This is a genomic window from Bacillus sp. FJAT-26390 (assembly GCF_001682865.1).
Taxonomy (GTDB): Bacteria; Bacillota; Bacilli; order Paenibacillales; family Paenibacillaceae; genus Pristimantibacillus.
The window spans coordinates 161,626-180,663 of record NZ_MAQX01000022.1; the positions used below are offsets into that span (position 1 = coordinate 161,626).

General features: G+C 51.9%; 10 protein-coding genes. 8 read left to right on the forward strand and 2 right to left on the reverse strand.

Annotation, left to right across the window (positions count from 1 at the left end):
* Window positions 1-97: 97 nt before the first annotated feature.
* Both A7975_RS17935 and A7975_RS33165 read left to right on the forward strand, forming a co-directional pair.
* Window positions 98-1,138, forward strand: a complete 1,041-nt coding sequence (locus tag A7975_RS17935; protein WP_065386029.1) for a DUF1835 domain-containing protein — start codon at window positions 98-100, stop codon at window positions 1,136-1,138.
* Window positions 1,135-2,793 (forward strand): DUF459 domain-containing protein, encoded by a 1,659-nt coding sequence (locus A7975_RS33165; protein WP_082198285.1) that lies wholly within the window; start codon window positions 1,135-1,137, stop codon window positions 2,791-2,793. Before A7975_RS17935 ends, A7975_RS33165 begins: the two co-directional genes overlap by 4 nt.
* A 51-nt stretch (window positions 2,794-2,844) precedes the next feature.
* Here the strand turns inward: A7975_RS33165 and A7975_RS17945 are convergent, their stop codons facing one another.
* Complete coding sequence (locus tag A7975_RS17945) at window positions 2,845-4,656, reverse strand: MORN repeat-containing protein (RefSeq protein WP_065386030.1); 1,812 nt, start codon at window positions 4,654-4,656, stop codon at window positions 2,845-2,847.
* Between the two features lies 1 nt (window position 4,657).
* Window positions 4,658-5,044 carry a DUF4280 domain-containing protein gene (locus A7975_RS17950; RefSeq protein ID WP_065386389.1) on the reverse strand — a complete coding sequence of 129 codons (387 nt, stop codon included), beginning with the start codon at window positions 5,042-5,044 and terminating at the stop codon, window positions 4,658-4,660.
* A 200-nt stretch (window positions 5,045-5,244) separates the two neighbouring features.
* On the opposite strand from A7975_RS17950, the gene A7975_RS17955 reads away from it, so the two are divergent.
* From A7975_RS17955 to A7975_RS17980, 6 genes are all read left to right on the forward strand, one after another.
* A complete protein-coding gene (locus tag A7975_RS17955) occupies window positions 5,245-8,001 on the forward strand; it encodes an adenylate/guanylate cyclase domain-containing protein (protein ID WP_255314415.1) in 2,757 nt (918 codons plus the stop codon).
* A 28-nt stretch (window positions 8,002-8,029) separates the two neighbouring features.
* On the forward strand, window positions 8,030-8,527 hold the full coding sequence (locus A7975_RS17960) for a GNAT family N-acetyltransferase (RefSeq protein WP_065386032.1): 498 nt from the start codon (window positions 8,030-8,032) through the stop codon (window positions 8,525-8,527).
* Window positions 8,528-8,533: 6 nt separating this feature from the next.
* Window positions 8,534-11,566, forward strand: coding sequence for a cyclic nucleotide-binding domain-containing protein (locus A7975_RS17965; protein WP_065386033.1), 3,033 nt, complete (start codon window positions 8,534-8,536; stop codon window positions 11,564-11,566).
* A gap of 384 nt (window positions 11,567-11,950) precedes the next feature.
* Window positions 11,951-12,985, forward strand: a complete 1,035-nt coding sequence (gene pheS, locus A7975_RS17970; RefSeq protein WP_053374629.1) for a phenylalanine--tRNA ligase subunit alpha — start codon at window positions 11,951-11,953, stop codon at window positions 12,983-12,985.
* A gap of 24 nt (window positions 12,986-13,009) precedes the next feature.
* Window positions 13,010-15,451 (forward strand): phenylalanine--tRNA ligase subunit beta, encoded by a 2,442-nt coding sequence (pheT, locus tag A7975_RS17975; protein WP_065386034.1) that lies wholly within the window; start codon window positions 13,010-13,012, stop codon window positions 15,449-15,451.
* A 197-nt stretch (window positions 15,452-15,648) separates the two neighbouring features.
* A complete protein-coding gene (locus A7975_RS17980; RefSeq protein WP_065386035.1) occupies window positions 15,649-18,894 on the forward strand; it encodes a hypothetical protein in 3,246 nt (1,081 codons plus the stop codon).
* The last annotated feature ends 144 nt before the right edge of the window (window positions 18,895-19,038 follow it).

The following is a 19,038-nucleotide window of genomic DNA, read 5'->3' on the forward strand; positions in this document are numbered from 1 at the left end:
AAGCACGATGATCTTGCTGGACAGTTTTTTTTTGCTACCAAAAAGCGATAGAGCTATAATAGAGACAATTTTATTCCAATTATAAGGAGAGTTGATCGTGGAGGATGCTTTTGAGAGGCTTAGTGAACTTAGCGAGGGAGAGGTTAGAGTTCTGCTGAACGACCTGCTAAAGCTGACAACGGCATCCACAAAGCAGGGAGACGGGGAGCATAAGGCTCTTGCAGATTCCGATAGGCACTTGTACAGCAAGCATGTGGAGCGGGCTGCTAAAGCCGAGCAGCGCAAGCGTACGGTACATATCATGTTCAGCCTGTCAGATGCCGGTTCCTTGAAGGTAACGCTCAGCAAGCTTGGGAAACGCATGGAAAACGAGGTGCTTGCGTTTAATGATTGCTTCTCAACCGGACCGATCAACGAGCTTGTGAAGGCGGAGGGGCAGCGGAGTCGTGAAAGCTGGCTTTCCGAGCGGTTATCGGGTTATTTATTTAACCATCATATGAATCATGAGCATAAGATCGGGCGGATGATTGAGAGAATTGCCGCAATTGCAGGGCAAAATTCAATCGTCATCTGGTGCGGGGATAACGCTCATGAACAGGTCGGGCTGCGATTCGTTATGCATTTGCTGAAAGGCCGAGAGAATGAGATTCGAATGATGAATGGTTCACTTTTTTATCGGAATAGCCTGGCAGACGCGCAAGGCAGCAATCGTTACTACGCACTGAGGCTGCTGGAGCCGGAGCTTTTTTTGAAAATGGTAGAGTGCTTTGAGCAAGCGGAGCTGCTATCGGAATTCGATAGGCAGCGCTATGAAGCAGAGTGGCTGGAGCTTGCGCAGCAAAAGAGCAAGCTTCGCCTTTGGGAGAATGGGCAAATAAAGCACGCAGCTGAAAATGAGCTTGATAAACGGCTTATGGACGTGATTGGCAAGCTAACGGAAGATACGGACGACGGCTTCGTGAAGGCCGGAGCTGTTGTAGGGGAAATCTGGGGGAGTTGTACTCAGCTTATCGACTATCCATTTATTGAATACCGGCTGTGGACGTTAATTAGCGATGGTTATTTAGCCTTTCGAGGACTGCCAGGCGCCATGCATCAATATGCAGTCAAACTAAATTCAGGGAGGATACTAGCATGAAGCCGTTGTACGTAAAGGATTCCGCTATTCCTTATGAGAAAACAATCGTATTTCTTGGAGACAGCATAACGGATGAGGGGACGTTTATTGCCTTTATGGATGCTTATTTCCTGCAGCATCTGCCGGATCATCAGATCACTCTCGTTAATTTAGGAGTAAGCAGCGAGACGGCATCCGGACTTAGCGAACCGGACCATCCTTTTCCGCGCCCCTGCGTGCATGAGAGAATCGACAAGGCACTATCGGAGGTCAAGCCGGACTGGGTCGTTGTCTGCTATGGGATGAATGACGGCATTTATTATCCCTTCTCCGAAGATAGATTTGAAGCCTATCAGCAAGGGATTCTAAGCGCTGTTGGGAAGATTAAGCAAGCGGGAGCCAAAGTGATTCTAATGACGCCTCCTCCGTTTGATGCGGAATCGTTTGATGCCGGAAGCTTAATGCCACTCGGTCAATCTACATACAGCTATGCAGCGCCCTTTGCCCAGTATGAGGATGTGTTGAAGCGCTATGCAGACTGGATAATGTCTTTGGAAGGAATCGCAGATGCGCTTGTCCCGATTCATGATCAGATGCTTCATCTATGGGAGAAGAAGCGCGAGATGGACCCGCGCCATGTTACAGGTGATGGCATTCATCCGAATGCAGAAGGGCACTGGCTTATTGCAAGCAGCCTGCTCCGCGTGCTGTTTAATATTTCGCTTGAGCAAACGCCGGAATACGTGCTGGAGCCGGGCAGCTCGGATCTATTCACAGTCGTTCTAGAGCGGCATCGCTTGCTTAGCTCCGCTTGGAAGGAGCATATCGGCCATACGAATCCGGGTAAAGCCGATGCGCTTCCGATTGAGCTGGCTTTGCTGAAAGGCGCTGCTCTTGCAAGTAAGATACGAGAGCTTGCAGCACTGCCGGAAAATGAGGGTAGAATCAGAACCTCGTCTTGGAAGGGCTATGAGCGAGTCGATTTTATGCTGGATGGAAGAGAAGGGCTCATTGTTTTTCCAAAGCAGTTTGCTGCCGGGAAGCCGTGGATATGGCGCGCTGAGTTTTTTGATGCCTTCGCTTATGCCGATATGGCTTTGCTGGAGCAGGGCTGGGCTATCGCTTATTACAGGTTAAGCAATATGTATGGCTGTCCTGGTGCAGTGGAGCGAATGCGGACGTTTCAAAGCTATGTGACAAGCACCTTCGAGCTCACTCCAAAAACGGTTCTCTTTGGCTTTAGCCGCGGCGGACTATATGCTTTTAACTACGCTGTTAAATATCCGGAGCAAGTAAAGCTGCTGTATTTGGATGCCCCTGTCTTGGATATGCAAAGCTGGCCAGGCGGAAAAGGGGAAGGCCCTGGAGCGCAGGCAGAATGGGAGGAGTGCTTGTCCGTTTATGATAGGACAGAGGAGTCAATTGCCACTGCGGGCTGCTCTCCACTCGATAGAGTAGAAGAGCTTGCAGCTGCTAGCATTCCCGTGCTCATCGTCGCGGGGGATGCGGATATTCCACTGCCTATAGCGGAGAATGCGCTACCGTTCGAGCAGCAATATCGGCAGCTGGGCGGGACGATTAAGCTGATCGTGAAGCCGGGAGTCGGCCATCACCCGCATAGCTTGGAGCAGCCAGAGCCGATATTAGCTTTTATCAGGCAATATGCCCAGCAATAAGATGTTCTAAAAAAAAGCAGGCAGAGGAAATTTCCTCTGCCTGCTTTAATGTTATGGCTCAGGTACGATGTACGTCATTTCAAGTCTGACGGGCTTGTCTTTATTTAACAAAAAGGTAAGAAGCGTGTTGCCTGATTTGAACAAGACGGTCGACCGGCCGTTCTCCAGCTTCTCCTTCGTGGAAACCGCCTTCGCGGCTAACAGCCGCGCGTAAGTCTGTTCCATTACGGTGGAATTCCAAGTCGTTAGCTGGCGTACAAAGAAAGCTTCAGGATTGTCCTCGTCGACTTCAAGCTGAAAGGACATTTGCAGCGCGCTGAATGTCAGCGTCTGCGGCAAGATCGGCTCTGCGGTCAAGCTCTCATCAGAAGCGGAACCGTCAGAGCTGCTTGCTGCGCCAGAAGCTGTATCTTTGGTGCTCGGCACGGCAGTCTCGCTGCTTGCGGCTAATGTCTTAACTTCGACACTTGACGGTACAGGGGTTGATGTTGGTGCTGCAGACGCTTCTGCGCCGGCGGCAGATGTTGGCGTAGCTGATGGCTGCCCGGCTGCGTCATCTGCTGCTGTCGCTGCTGGTGACGGATTAATGACGCCAGCCTCGGACTCGGCACCTGCATCAGGGGCAAGCTCCTCGGAGCCAGCCGTTTCGTCTACCGCGTCTTCCTCAGGCGCGATTACGGGCGCATCGGGAGCGCCTAATGTTTCTTGCAGCTTGACGAGTGAAAGATCCATGAAGCCTTCCGCAAATAAGCTGCCTCCGCGGAAAAAACCTTTATAGAGCGGCGCTCCGTCCATATCGAACAACGCGCCTACGCCTTCATATTTGTCATTTACAAATTTGCCGTCATATACGATGCCGCCTGCGGCGTTATAAGCTTGCCCGGTGCCGTTCTGCTGTCCTCCGGCAAACGAGCCCGTATAGACGACGGAGCCCATTTCATTAAACAAGCTGCCAATGCCATGATAGCTGCCTAGCAGGAAGGCTCCGTCGTATTTCACAAATCCGGATGGGAAATATTGTTTCCCGGGTCCTGAAAGCTTGCCGGCAAGGAAATTTCCTTCATAGAGGAGCACGCCGCTGCTGTCGAACTGCTTGCCTGCACCCTCGTAGACGCCGTTGTTGAACTGCCCTTCGTAAAGCAGCTTATCCGGTCCGCTGTATAGCTTGCCGTCGCCGCTGTAAACGCCCTTCACGTATGCGCCGGCATAAACGATGCTGCCGTCAGCGTTAAAGGATGTTCCGGCACCCTCATATGCGCCAGCTAGAAACTGTCCTTCATATTTGGGCTTGCCGTCTGGATAAAATAACGTTCCGGCACCTGCGTATTGATCGCCTGCAAACTCCCCGCGATAGAGAAGGACGCCTTCTTCGTCATACAGCTCGCCTGCCCCAGACATCATTCCTTTGGCAAAGTCGCCTTGATAGCGCAGCTTGCCGTTTGGATAATAAAGCTTGCCGGCTCCCGTGTATTGTCCGTTTTCCAGTTGGCCCGAGAAGAGCAAGCTGCCGTCCGCATCCGTAATGGTTGCCGGTCCCGTAAAGCTGCTTGCTGCTGCAGCGGATGCTTCAAGCTGCGGCGTCCGTCCGAACCATTTGTTAATAAAGGCAGGCGGGCTAATAAAGCCAAAATAGACGATCACAAGCGTAATGATGACAATTAGCGCAATCAGCTTCTTCGCTATGAAGTAGCTTCCGATCTTCAAATAATTGTTAAGCGATCGGAGCGGCCCGAAAATAGCGGTGACGAGCCATTTGCGCAGCAGCGCGAAAAGTCGCTTCGGCAGCGTTTTGGCGCGCTTGATCGGAGCAATGATTTTGCGTTGAATCGGCTTTATGATGGGTTTGAGCAGCTGTTCGATCATGTCATGGCACCTGTATCGTCACTTGTCCTGGATTTACGAGCTGAATGACGCCCCCCCAGTTGCACATGCATTTTGAAGAATTGTTGAGAGCGGGCATGTTCGCCACCAGCACGGTTGGCGAGCCGGGTACCCATGTAGCGGCTGTAACGGGAATGCAGGGCTGAGGAGTCAGTACGCCTAAAGCGGCAGCCGTTGCGGCTGCGACCATGGGATTCGCCATCGAGTTGCATACGCCAAAGGGTAAAATATTAACCATCGGCTTGTTATCCATAATGTTTGCGATCGGCATAGCCGTCAAAACACGGTTGGCAGGCAGTACATTTAACGTGCTTGGAGCTGCTCCGAAGGAGCATTGCATCGTGGCTCCGCCGCATACGAGTTGTCCCATAAATTTCCTTTCCGCGAGTGAGCACAAATCGGTCTGCTCCTCCTATTTTCTACTATATTCATAGTACTATAAGCCCTAAACGCCATCAACAAAAACCTACGGAAACAGCTAACATTCGAGCGATAGTTACAAGTAAACTAATGCCAAACAGCAAAACATGTAGTACTATGGAAATAGAAGAATTATGCAAAGTGAAAGCGATGGTGCGCATGCGAAAGTCCACAATGGGTATTGCTCTGCTGCTAATGATAGCGATCGGCCTCGGCTTCTGGCTTTATCCGAATTCAAATCACTTTCAGACCCCTCCTTATACGACAGAAAAACCACTCACCTATTTGTCGAAAACTTCCGCTGGCCCTGACGGGGACCTAATCGTTATTGGAGACTCTCGCCAAGAAATCGTGCGAATGAGCAGCGATGGCAAAATTAAAGAGCTTATCCGCCAAAATGCTGACGATGGCATCAGGCATGATTTTACCGATATCGCGGTTGCGGAGGACGGTACGATCTATGCGCTTGATACCGTCTTGGACAGCTATGGGCTCTATGTGCAAGAGGAACGGATCATAAGCTATACGCTGGGCGATACGCGCGGCAAAGACCTTTTTACGTTCAAAGGAAGCGGCACGAACAAGCGAGTAGGCCTCATCAAGGGTCTTCAGGTCGCAGGCAATGATGTTTATTTCTATATTAATGAAGATAACAAGGTACAGTTGAACCATTTGTCGGCAGCAGGCGGCAAGCCCGAGGTTACGCTGACGTTTGCTTTGCCGGAAGATCGTTATCTATCGGAAATTGTGGGCTACAAGCCGGACAATATCTATTATTCGACGAAGCGCGGCGCTATTTTTCGGGTGAAGGCTGACGGGGCGAGCGAGATTTCTTATCCGCTGGACGGTATGGACCGCACCCGCAAAAACTTCCCGGAAGGGCTGCTGCTTCAAGATAACGGAAGATTATATTTTGTAGATCGTTTAGTTAATGCGGTTACGAGCATGAATGCGGTAGATTCCAGCGATTTGGTTACGGAAATAGATGAAGCGACGCTGAGAAAAATCGCGCCGAACGCCGAGAGTCTGGATATTATGGACCTGACGATCGATAATGCGGGGCAGATGGATATCGTGCTGGATGATCGCATTGTCAGCATAGCCGCGGCTAAGGGCCAAACCAATATGCTGACAAAACTAACCTATGAGCGCAGCTCCATCGTAAAGGGCTGGCTGATTTGGCTGTCTGCTGCCGTGCTGGCGATTATTCTTTTGCTGATGATGAGGCTATTTTACGTACATGTGCTCAATCGCAGAATTTCACTCTTTTTTAAACAAGTATTCGCCATTGTTCCTATATTGATCATTGCAATGGTCCTGTTGTCCAACTTCATCTATGACAGCTTCTCCAGCAGGATGGAGGATGAGATGCAAAGGCAGCTTTCGCTGCTTGCGCGCAATGGCCAAAATATGATTAACGGCGACCAGTTGAATCGACTCACCTCGCCTAACGATTATATGAACAAAGACTATCAAACGATCCGCAGCAAAATGAACTTCCTGTTCGAAAGCGAGGACGCTGCCAACCGCAAGGGCTTATACAGCACATTGTATAAATACGAGAACGGCGAAATCTTTATCATGATGGATGATGATGACGGCGTTAATATGTATAAGCCGTTTCCAGTCAATGATCAGAATCGGCTAGTCGTTGAGAACGGCGAAGTTTTGACCGACCGTTGGGAGGATGCGACAGGCAAGTGGCTGTATGCAATCGGACCTATCTATGACTCCTCGGGCAAAATTGTCGGCGTATATGAAACGGGCCGCGATTTGAACGTTCTCTATCAATCCAATCAAACGATTTACAAAAGCGTCATGCGGAATATTGGGCTTATAAGCATGGTACTCCTTGTGCTGGTGCTGGCTGTTACCTATTACCTGCTGTCTTCCCTTCGCAAGCTTCGCAAAAGCGTCATGGAGATGGCAAACGGCAACTGGGATGTGAGAGTCAATATCCGTTCGCAGGATGAAGTGGGCGATTTGGGTGAGCAGTTTAACCGAATGGCGCTTCATATTCGCACTTATATTAAGGACATTACGTCGTTCAGCGAAGCCTCGCACCGTTTTGTACCGCAGCAAATTTTCAAATACTTAGGCAAAAAAGGCATTACGGACATCCATCTCGGCGATCAGGTTCAGCAAAATATGACGGTGATGGTCGCGAATATCCGCTCGTTCCACCAGCTTTCGAAGCAGCTTTCGCCGAAGCAAAATTTTGATTTCATGAATATGTTTCTTAAGCGCTTTAGCCCGTTTGTCCGCACGGAGGAAGGGCTGATCAGCAAATATTTAGGAGCGGGCTTCATGGCGCTGTTCCCTGCCCGGAATGAGGATGCGCTGCGCGCGGCAGTCGCCATACGCAGAGAGCTTGTATCCTATAATGAAAGCTTGAAGGCTTCCGGCTTCGCTGCCGTCGATCTTGGAATGGCGATCCATAAGGGACCGCTGATGCTTGGCATCGTGGGCGAGGAGCAGCGGATGGAGGGCAACGTCATTTCGGATGATGTGAACATTACCGCTACCCTCGAGCGCATGTCGGATACGATGGGTGCTTCGATACTCGTTACCCGTACTTTTTTTGAGCAGCTTCGCTCTCCCGAGAAGTACCGCTTCCGTCAGCTTGGACGCGTCCGGATTGACGGCAAGGATGATCCGATTGAGCTAATCGACGTTTACGAGGGCGATTCGGATTCGGAGCGCGGCTTGAAGGATCGTACGAGGCTGATGTTCGAGAAGGGCATTATGCTGTGCCAAGAGGGGCGTTTCTTCGATGCGCGGGAAACGTTTATTGAGGTCATAAAAATCAATCGCTTCGACAAAGCGGCTAAGCTTTATTTCTACCTTTGCGATGAATATTACCAGAAGGGTTCGACAGAGGGCTGGAACGGAACGCTGGCCGTATAACAATAGGAGCAAGGTGGAGGCGGGACGAATGCTAGTGGGACAGTATCGGATTGAACGCATTTCTACAACCGAAGAAGCAGGGAGAATCGTCGATTTTTTGCTATCGGACCATTCCTTTGACGATACGCGCTACACGCCGGGGGAGCTGGTTCATTTTCGCGAGCTCCCCTACCGTGCTCTGAAAGAGGAAATTTTCTTCTGGTATGCCGAGGATGAGCTTGGCAACATCATTGGCATCAACTGCATTGCGGAAAATGAGCAGAAGACCGGCGGCTTCAGCTGGGATTATCTCGTTGTGCACCATCAATATCGCAAGGTAGGCTTGGCAGCGATGCTTATTGAGCAAATGTATGCTTTTTTAAAGACGATGAACGCTAGATATCTAGTAACCTATACGTGCGACTTGCCGGAGTATGACCGCATTCGACAACTGTTTGAGCGAAGCGGCTTTACGCTGGTTGGCAGATGCCCAGATTATTATTACGAAGGGGAAGACCGGTTAATCTATCATCGAAAGCTGGTTTAAAGCGAAATGAATATGGACAGATTTTTGCGTGCAATCGGTGCCCGTCCAGAGGATCAGCGAAAGCTGCTTATGATGGCGCCCGTTTTTTTTATTTGCGGAATATCCGAGATGCTAAATTATAACGGCTTCATGACGTTGTTCAATCAACGCTTCGGAAGCGAGTACCTCCCTTACGTTTACGCGGCGGAGGCTTTTATTTTGCCGTTAGAAGCTTGGCTTTTGTCGTGGCTGGCTGCCAGACTTCCCAAGCCAAAGCTGATGCGAGTGTTATATGGCATCTTGCTCGGCATTGTTGTCGTTAACGGCTTGGTGCTGCTGGTGCTGCAAAGCTTTGGGCTTGAGCTGAGATGGTATTATCCGGTTTTGTTCATTGCATCAAGCTTTGTCGTCAGGCAGCAGACGATTCTGCTGTGGAGCCTAGCGGTTGATCTATGCTCAACGCAGCAGGCGAAGCGACTGATGCCCGTGTTTGTTGGCTCGGCAACGCTTGGCGGTGTAGCGGCAGGTTTGCTTGCGCAGCTTATCAGCCTTGCTTTTGGGCCTGAGGTTGTATATGCGGCTGGCGGTTTGCTGCTTCTGGCGGCGCTGCCCAATTACCGTAAAGTCATTTCCCGTTATTTGGTTCCGTTATCGATCAAGCTCGAAGCAAATGCGCAGGAAGAGGAACAGGTTTCGACGGCTGCGGTGTTTAAGCATGCGCTGCGATCGCCCTTTCTGTTAACGGTCATCTTATTGATGACGCTTATGCCAGCGCTTTATTTTCTGATGGAATATCAATTTCTGAACGTGACCAAAATCTCATTCCCGAGCGAGCAAGCATTCAGCCGTTTTTTTGGGATGATTACGATGGTGCTGTTCGTGCTCGCGTTTTTGCTGCAGACCGTATCGGGTAAGCTGATGGCGCGCCTTGGCGCAAGCCAAATGCTCACGGCGATATCGGGCGTATATGTCATTTCGTTTGCCGGCGCGTTGATTTTTGTAGGCGGCTCGGCTGCGCTTCCGATCATTTCGGCCGGTTACATGCTGCTGTATTTGCTGCTTTATTATTCAGCGGAGCCTTCTTACCAGCTATTTTTCAAAACGCTTCCGCTTGCCCAGCGGGACAGCTACCGGTATGCGGCGCAGGGCATTGCGGCATCCGCGGGCATTTTGATCGGCGCTGGCTTGCAGTTTTTGCATTCAGGCTTTGGCCTATCTTGGACGCTGCTATCTTTCGTTGGACTAGCCGGAGCGGCGCTGCTGTTCGTGCTCGCTTGGTTTGGCAGAAGGTTTTATATGCGCGAGCTCGTTAACAGCGTACAGACGCTTGGGGAAAATGATCTGGCGGAGCAGTTCGATGAATTCAGCCGCAATGATGCAGCCATCGATGAGGTGCGGAGAATGCTGAAGCTTCCGCAGGACTCAGCCAAAGAAATTGCTTTGCAAATTTTAGGCAGGCTGCAAAATCCGAATGACGTGACGGAATTGCTAGCGCTTATTGATGACCCTAATCCTCGCATTCGTGTGGCAGCCGTTCGCGCGATGAACCTAGAGAGTGCGGATTTGCATGCAATGGTTAAAGTAGCCGCTTTTCTGGAGGACCCAGATGACGAGATGCGCGCCGAGGGCGTAAGGCAAATCGGCAGGATGAAGCATATGGAGCACCAAGCGTTCTTTTTCCTGCGGCAAAAGCTGCTCGATCGGCATCCAAGCGTCGTAGCCGAGGCGGTTAAAGCGATGTACTCCTTCAATAACGCGCCAAGCTATGAAGCGTGCGCGGAGGTGATCGACCGTATTCTGGACGAGGGCGGCGAATCGTCGGTCTATATATGCCGGGTAGTCGCAGAGCTAAAGCTCCATGCTTTCGTTCCGAAGATCGAGAGGCTTGTCGATGAAGCGCATCCCGCGGCAAGGGTAGCAGCTATTTCTTGTTTAGGGACGCTGCAAGTAACGTCGATTATTCCGAAGCTGCTAGAGCGCCTTCCGATGATGGATCAGGAGATGTTCCGCACGACGACGGAGAGCTTTATTCAAATGGGCAGCAGCGCGGTGAAGCCGCTGCTTGACTGCTTGCCGGATGCGCCGCCGAAGCGCTGGACATCAGCGGTCTCAGCATTATCTGCCCTGCTGCCAGATGAGCAGGTGCGGACGGGCCTGACGGATGAGGCGCTTAAGCGGCTCAGCGAGCTTGAGGCGGCTTCCGGTTATTCGTTATCGCTCAAGCAGCTAGGCAAGGCAGAGCTTTCGCATCTTGCGCTTATGCGCTGGCGGGAGGTTCGTTCCTTTATTTTTGCAGGCGTATGGGCGATATTAAGCAAGCTGGCCGATGAGCAGGTTGTGGATGCAATTAAACATGCGGCTGCCGATGAGGACGAAGAGATTCGCAGCAACGCATGGGAAGTGCTCGCCGAGGGAATGGGCGAGCGGCGGTTATCGCAGTTTCTGCTCACCGTACTGGAACGAGGCGAAGAAGGCAAGCCCGTTCAGTCGGACGAAGAAGCGCGTTCCATTTTGGAGGCGGCCGTAAAGGGAAGCGATGATTGGTGGCGGGAGATTGCCGCAGCCGCATTAGTAGAGGAGGGGGAGCATATGGCAAGCGACGAGCAGATGATGAGCAGACTAAATAAGGTCGTTTTTCTAAGACAGGTTCCCTACTTTGCCGATTTGTCGCTGGAGGAGCTTGGATTGATCGCGAGCATTGCGGAGGAGCATACATGCCTGGATGGGGAAAACCTGCTGGAGCGGGGAGAGCCCAATCCAGCGATGTACGTCATTGTTGACGGCAATATCGAGCTGACGAGCATCTCTGCCGCAGGCTGGGAAGGCACGATTGGCGTGCTTGGAACGGGCGATGTGTGCGGCGTAACTTCAGCGCTCGATAGCACGCCGTCTACCGTAACGGCGCAGTCCTTGCTCGGAGATGTACGGGTTTTGAAGCTGGTAGGCGATAACGTCTCCAGACTGATCCGCTTGTATCCCGAGATCGGGATCGGTCTGCTGCGGGCTTCGTTCGCACGCATCCGGCTGTTGGAAGAGATGATGATGCGGATTGATTCGTAATAAAAGCAGGTTTTGCTGTTGCATCGCATCTGTTGATTGCATATAATATAGATTAATGTTTCATATCCGAAGTAAAGCGATGATGGAGACAAGTAAGCAGTGCTTTCGCACAGGGAGAAGACGCCGTAGATTGAGAGCGTCTTTGTGAAATTAGGCTGCCGAACATTCACTCCGGAGCAGACACCTGAAACGCCGCCGCGGCATGCCGCATGGCGCGAGTAGGGGAAGTCCGGTTCCCGCCGTTATGGGGCTAAGGGATTGCAATCCGCTACGGCTGGAGCGTAATCCGAATTAGGGTGGTACCACGGTTCTTTCGTCCCTTTAGGGAGAGAGGGCCTTTTTTTGTGTCATGATTTAGGGATGATGATATGGAGGCGAAGAAGAATGAAGGAAAGATTGGAAGGACTGCGCGGCGAAGCGCTGCAAGAGCTGCAGCATGTAGAAACCCCACAGCAGTTAAATGATTTGCGCGTCAAATATCTTGGCAAAAAAGGTGCTTTGACTGAAATTTTGCGTGGAATGGGCGGTTTGAGCGCTGAAGAGCGTCCGGTAATCGGCCAGGTCGCGAATGACGTGCGAGCAGCGATTGAAACGGTAATTGACGAGAAGCAGGAGGCATTCCAGCAAGCGGAAACGAATAACCGTCTTTTGGCGGAGACGCTTGACGTTACGCTTCCAGGCAAGCAGCTTCCGACGGGCTCCGTGCATCCTTTGAACAAGGTTGCTCAAGAGATTGAGGACGTGTTTATCGGTCTAGGCTACACGATCGCCGAAGGTCCAGAGGTGGAAACGGATTATTATAACTTCGAAGCGCTTAATCTGCCCAAAAACCATCCAGCGCGCGACATGCAGGATTCATTCTACGTAACGGATGATATTCTCATGCGCACGCATACATCGCCGGTGCAAGTTCGGACGATGAAGGCGATGAACGGTCAAACGCCGGTTAAAGTAATTTGTCCAGGCAAGGTATACCGCCGCGATGATGACGATGCAACGCATTCGTTCCAGTTCAATCAGATCGAAGGCCTTGTCATCGGCAAAAACATTCGAATGAGCGATTTGAAAGGCACGCTGCTGCAATTCGTGCAGCAAATGTTCGGCGCGCAAGCGCAAATCAGGCTTCGCCCAAGCTTCTTTCCTTTCACGGAGCCAAGCGCAGAGGTTGACGTAACCTGCGTGCAATGCGGCGGCAATGGCTGCCGGATGTGCAAGCACACGGGCTGGCTTGAAATTCTTGGCTGCGGCATGATTCATCCGCGCGTTCTCGAAATGGGCGGCTATGATCCGGAAGAGGTAAGCGGCTTCGCCTTCGGTATGGGCGTTGAGCGTATCGCGTTGTTGAAATACGGCATTGACGATATTCGTCATTTCTATACGAACGATCTGCGTTTCTTAAGCCAATTCGCAAGAATGTAGCAATGAGAGAAGGGAAGAAGAGAGATGAATGTATCCTATAAATGGTTAAATGAATATATCGACCTGTCCGGATTCAGCGGTGAAGAGCTTGCTGAGAAAATGACGCGCGGCGGCATTGAAATCGACGTTGTCGAATCTCGCAACAAGGGCGTAACCGGCGTCGTAGTCGGTTATGTGAAGTCGAAGGAAAAACATCCGGATGCGGATAAGCTGAACGTTTGCAAGGTGGACGTTGGTACGGGCGAAGAGCTTCAAATCGTATGCGGCGCGAAAAATGTCGATGCAGGCCAGCTTGTTCCGGTTGCTGTTATTGGCGCTGTGCTGCCCGGCGATTTCAAAATTAAACGCGCGAAACTGCGCGGCGTTGAATCCCAAGGGATGATCTGCTCGGCGAAGGAGCTTGGCCTTAACGATAAGCTTCTTCCGAAGGAGCAGCAGGAGGGCATTCTGGTCCTTCCGGCAGCAACGAAGATTGGAGCGTCAATCGGCGATGTGCTGGCTATTGACGACGAAGTGCTTGAGCTCGATCTGACGCCGAACCGCTCGGATTGCCTGAGCATGCTGGGCGTAGCCTATGAAATCGGGGCTTTGACTGGCCGCGAGGTGCGTTTGCCAAGCGCAGTCATTAATCACACAACTGAGCGCGCTGACAGCCTTGTGTCGGTCAGCATCAGTGCGCCGGAGCAATGCTCGCATTACTCGGCACGCTATATTAAAGGCGTAAAAATCGGCGTCTCCCCATTGTGGCTGCAAAACCGGCTGATCGCTGCCGGCGTTCGTCCGATCAACAATGTCGTTGACGTTACAAACTTTGTTATGCTCGAATATGGACAGCCGCTGCATGCCTTTGACGCAGACCGCCTTCCGGGCGGACGCATTGATGTGCGCCTAGCGAAAGCAGGCGAAACGCTTGTAACCTTGGATGACCAAGAGCGCAAGCTTGAGCCGCATATGCTTGTCATTACGGATGGCAAGGAGCCGATCGCGCTTGCGGGTGTAATGGGCGGAGCAAGCACGGAGGTATCGGGCGAGACGGTTAACATTTTGCTCGAATCGGCTAAATTTGATGGCGGCACGGTAAGAAAAACGTCTCGTCAGCTTGGACTTCGTTCGGAATCAAGCATCCGCTTTGAGAAAGAAGTTGATCCGGCGAGAGTCATTCCTGCGCTTGACCGCGCTGCATCCCTTATCGCTGAGCTTGCAGAAGGCTTAGTTGCGGAAGGTATCGTAGAAGTAACGGCGGGAGAAGCGAAGCCAGCCAAAGTGGCGGTTTCCTTGGACAAAATTAACGGATACCTCGGTACGGAGCTTTCGAGACTAGAGGTTCAAACGATTTTTGGCCGGCTTCATTTCGAATATGAGCTGTCCGACAGCAACGTATTTACAGTAAACGTACCGACCCGTCGCGGTGACATTACGCGCGCGGTTGATTTGATAGAGGAAGTCGCTCGCCTTCACGGCTACGATGAAATTCCGACAACGCTCATTCATGGCGATGTTGTGCCGGGCTCCTTGACGAAGCCGCAAGCGATTCGCCGCGAGCTGCGCAAGCGCCTTTCGGATGCGGGCCTTCACGAGGTGGTTAGCTACTCCTTCACAGGGCCTGAGCGCACGAAGCTATTCCCGGCGCTAGCTGAGCAAACGGTTCCGGTTCGCCTTGCGATGCCGATGAGCGAAGACCGCAGCGTGCTGCGCACGACGCTTGTCGCTCAGCTTCTGGAAACAGCGGCCTATAACCGCAACCGTAAAAATGAATCTGCATCACTATTTGAAATCGGCAGCGTATTCCATACCGATGAAGAGCAGCTGACGCGCTTGCCGCATGAGAAGCATCGTTTTGCAGCACTCCTTACGGGCAACCGCTCGGAGGCGCAGTGGAACACGAAGGCAGCTCAAGTGGATTTCTACGATGCGAAGGGGATTTTGGAGACGATATTTGCGGTGCTTGGCTTAACGGCAAGCGTTACGTATGAAGCGGCTCAGCCTGAGCATTTCCATCCGGGCAGAACGGCTGCCGTTCGCCTTCACACGCCGAAGGGCGATGAAGTGATCGGCTATGTCGGACAACTGCATCCTGCGCTTCAAATTGAATCGGATCTAGCTGACACTTATGTGCTTGAGATCGGTCTTGATTTGATCTATGAGCTGGCTGATTCGGAGATCGAATACAAGGTGCTTCCTCGTTATCCGGCTATGCAGCGTGACATCGCGGTAGTCGTTGACCAAGAGGTTGCGGCTGCTAAGCTAACGGGCGTAGCGTGGGAGATTGCAGGAGAATTGCTCGAATCTGTCCGCGTCTTCGACGTATATACCGGAGAGAAGCTTGGAGCAGGCAAAAAGAGCGTTGCGCTGTCGCTAGTTTACCGTCACGGCGAGCGTACATTGACTGATGAAGAGGTAACGGAGCTGCATGGGAAGGTTGTATTGCAATTAGAACAATCTTTTGCAGCGGAATTGCGTAAGTAGGCAGGAAACCTTCAAAGCCGCATCGAAATAGTTCCTAGTGAGCTATTGATGCGGCTTTTTTCCTTGTAATACAAGGCATAATTGTTATTTCTTCGATGATTATGCTTGTATTTCAACGTGAAACGAACTTTTGAAGCCAAAGGCTGCGGTCAGCCGTTTACGCTTGCTCTACTTGGACAATAGGAGGATTCGCCTTAATGGATGCTGAACAAACAGTAGTTACGGTTGATATATATGGAGTTCAATATAAATTAAAAGGTCATTCCAATGTGGAATATATGAAAAGGGTTGCAGCAGCAATCGACGAAAGCATGAAAAAGCTGGCAAAAGGTTATCCGAGACTCGACATGCCGAAGCTCGCGGTGCTCTCAGCCGTGCAAATTACGGAGGAAGTTTTCCGTCTGCGGCGTGATAATACGAGGCTTCTGGAGGAGGAAGCAAAGCTTAACCTCATGATTCAGGAGCTTGAGAAAATAAGCGAGCAGGCAGTTTCGCTGAAGGCTGAGCTTGCCGAAACGAAACGAATGGCGAGCGAGCAGCTGCAGAAGGCGAAGGAGGCTGCGGAGGCGGAGCTAGCCGAAATGCTTGCGCTCGCGGAAGAGCAGTCATCGGCCCAGAAAGCGGCAGCGGCGGAGGCAATCAGGCTGCAGGAGGAAACGATCCTTCGGCTTACGCAAGAGAACGTGGAGCGGATCGCGGCGCTTCGAACGAAGAAAGACGAACAGCTAGCGAAGGTTCAATCGGAGAAGCAGGCTGAACTGGATGAGCTTGCGCGGCTTAAGGAAACCGAGCTTGCCGAGCTTGCGCGCGTGAAGGAAGAAGAGCTGACTGAGCTTCGAAACAGAACGGATGCAGAGCTGTCGGATCTGCATAGTCTGATGGAATCGGTACAGCTCGAATTAAGCCGTGCAAAAGAAGCGGAGCTCATGGAGCTGGCACGGGTTAAGGAAGCCGAATTGACTGAGCTGAAAGCCCGGTTGGAAGCGGAGCTATCAGAGCTGCAGCAGGCCAAAGAAAATCAGCTGATGGAGCTTGAGCTGGATAAGGAGTTACAGCTAGCCGAGCTTGAAAGAGTGAGAGCGGAAGAGCTGGATTCGCTAAGAAGCGAGAAGGATAATCAGCTATCCACGTTGCAATCCGAGCACGAAGCGCTTTTGGCAGCCGAGGCGGCAGAGAAAGAGACGCAAATGACTAAGCTTGAAGAAAGCTGGCAGAGCAAATGGGATGAGCGCGAGCTGAGCTGGCTGGCACATGCAGAGTCTTCACAGATTGCGCTTTCCCGGCAGAGCGAGGAGCGCGAGCAGGCATGGAAGGCGGAAGCCGCTCAGGCGGAGCAAGCGTTCCGCGCTGACCTTGAGCGACGCAGAAACGGCTGGCTGGAGGAGCGGAGCAGGCTGCAAGCTCAGATAGCCGAGCTTCAGCAAGGCTGGAACGCAGATAAGGAAGCGCTGGAGCAGCGCCTAACGGCAGCGGATGATCAGCTCGTTCAGGCGATGGAACAGGAAGAGACGTTCCGGACGTCTTTTGCGCAGCTGGAGAGGGATGTTCAAGAGCGGGAGAGCGAGCTGCTGCTTGCCCAAAGCGAGTTGAATGAGACTCGAACCCAAATTGAGGAGCTGCAAAAGCACAATAGCCAAGCAAACGCGCAGGTGCAAGAGCTGGAGCAGAAGCTAGCCCATGAACGGAGCCACGTCTCTGCAGCGGATAAGCGTGCTACGGAGCTGCAGCAGCGCTTGAAAGATGCGCAAGAGCGGGAGCAGAAGCAGGAGGAAGCGCAACTCCAGCTTGAGGAGCAGCTGCTTAAGCTGCAGCTCGAGCAGGAAGAGAAAGAGCTGACTCATCTAGCTCATATCGAAGAACAACAGCATATGCTGCGCGCCGAGCTAGAGAAGCAGCGAGATTTGTTGAAAGAAGAGCACGAGCAGCAGTTGCAGTCGCTGGAGGAAGAGAAGCGTGAGCTCGTGAGCTCGCTTCAACTGGAGCAGGAAGCGCGGCTGCGAGTGGTAGAAGCGGAAAACGATGAGCTGTTCAAACAACTGTCCGCAGAAAGCAATGAGCGCTATGAGCGCCTAACAGCCGAACGTGATGCAAGGGAAAAGGAGCTTGCCGCGAAGCACGAGGAGCAGCTTCAGAAGCTGGTTCATCAAAATGAAGAGCAACTGCTTGAGCAGGCTGTTCAATACGAAGAGCAAAACAAGCTGCTTAAGCATGAATTTGATCAAAAATCCAAGCAGCTTGCTCATGAATACGAGGAGCGAGTTAACCAGCAAATTGCTGAACGTGAATCAAATGATAGAAAGATCATTGATCAATACGAAGAGCAGCTGCTGGCGCAAGCCGTTTCGCATGAGGAGCAAAACAACAAGCTTACTCGTGAATTAGAGGAACGGGCAAGGCAGCAGGCAGAGGAGCATGACGAGCGTTATAAACAACTGGCTCGTGAGTATGATGAGCTAGTAAGAAAACAGGCAGCCGAGCTGGAAGCGCAGTCCAAGAAGCTTGCCGGTCAGTATGAGGAACAGCTGCTTGAGCAGGCGATTCAATATGAGAATCAAAATAAACAGCTGGCTAGCGAATTTGAAGAGCAAGCGAAAGTGATTGCCGCTAAGGAAGCTGCTCGCTCCGAACAACTGGTTGACGAGTATGAGGAGCGTTACAATGAGCTTGCCGCGAAGCAGGAGGAAGAGCTTAAGCAGCTGGCGGACGAGCGCGAGGAGCGCTTGCAGCAATTGACTGCACAATACGATGAACAGCAAAAGCAGCTCACGGCCAATCAAGAGGAGCTGCTGCTTCAACAGCAGCATGATTATGAGACGACGATTCAGAAGCTGCAGGCGCAGCTTGATCGAATCGAGCAGATAGCAGCTTCTGCTGCCGACGGCGAGCAAGCCTACAAGGCCGAGCTTGAGAAGCTGGAAGCGCGGGAGCAGGAGCTGACCGAACAGCTTGAGTTTACGGCAGCACGCGAGCGTATCGCTTCGCAGCAGCTCGAGGCAGCGGCAGCGCGCGAACGCGAGCTAAGCGAGCGCCTGCAAGCGCAGCAGCAATATGCGGAGCAGATAGCCGCTGAGGCGAAGCAGCTAGAGCTAGAGAAGCAATCGCGCGAAGCGGACGAAGAGGCGCTCCTTGAACAGCTAGAGAGAGCAAGGCGGGAAGCCGCTTCAGCTTCTGAGCTGAAGGAAGAGCTTAGCGGGCACACTTCGAAGCTTGCGAAAGAGCGCGACGAGGCTGCGCGTAAAGCAGAGAAGCTGGCCTATGAGCGCGATGAGGCAGCGAGCGCTTTGGAGTCGTTGTCGTATGAGCGCGATGAAGCAACGCGTTCCGCGGAGAAGCTTGCCGAGGATCACGCGGATTTGCTTGAGCAGCATCATAAGCTGAAAAACGAATACTCGAAGCTGCAAACCGAATATAACGAGTGGATTGAGCTTATCGAGCACAGCTAACTTCTGATTTACAGCAAAGGTGATGTACAAAAAGCGGTACCGCTTCTCGTATAAAAAGGTTGGACGGCCGCTCTCATTTGCTCAAAACACAATCGGACTAAACAAGCAGCCATATACCACGCTAAAAAAAGCGTTACAGGAACA

What these genes read in the sequence shown, in the direction of transcription:
- A7975_RS17945 (WP_065386030.1), bottom strand. Translation starts at nt 4,656, where the DNA reads ATGATCGAACAGCTGCTCAAACCCATCATAAAGCCGATTCAACGCAAA.
- A7975_RS17960 (WP_065386032.1), top strand. Translation starts at nt 8,030, where the DNA reads ATGCTAGTGGGACAGTATCGGATTGAACGCATTTCTACAACCGAAGAA.
- pheT (WP_065386034.1), top strand. Translation starts at nt 13,010, where the DNA reads ATGAATGTATCCTATAAATGGTTAAATGAATATATCGACCTGTCCGGA.
- pheS (WP_053374629.1), top strand. Translation starts at nt 11,951, where the DNA reads ATGAAGGAAAGATTGGAAGGACTGCGCGGCGAAGCGCTGCAAGAGCTG.
- A7975_RS17955 (WP_255314415.1), top strand. Translation starts at nt 5,245, where the DNA reads ATGGTGCGCATGCGAAAGTCCACAATGGGTATTGCTCTGCTGCTAATG.
- A7975_RS33165 (WP_082198285.1), top strand. Translation starts at nt 1,135, where the DNA reads ATGAAGCCGTTGTACGTAAAGGATTCCGCTATTCCTTATGAGAAAACA.
- A7975_RS17950 (WP_065386389.1), bottom strand. Translation starts at nt 5,044, where the DNA reads ATGGGACAACTCGTATGCGGCGGAGCCACGATGCAATGCTCCTTCGGA.
- A7975_RS17965 (WP_065386033.1), top strand. Translation starts at nt 8,534, where the DNA reads ATGAATATGGACAGATTTTTGCGTGCAATCGGTGCCCGTCCAGAGGAT.
- A7975_RS17980 (WP_065386035.1), top strand. Translation starts at nt 15,649, where the DNA reads ATGGATGCTGAACAAACAGTAGTTACGGTTGATATATATGGAGTTCAA.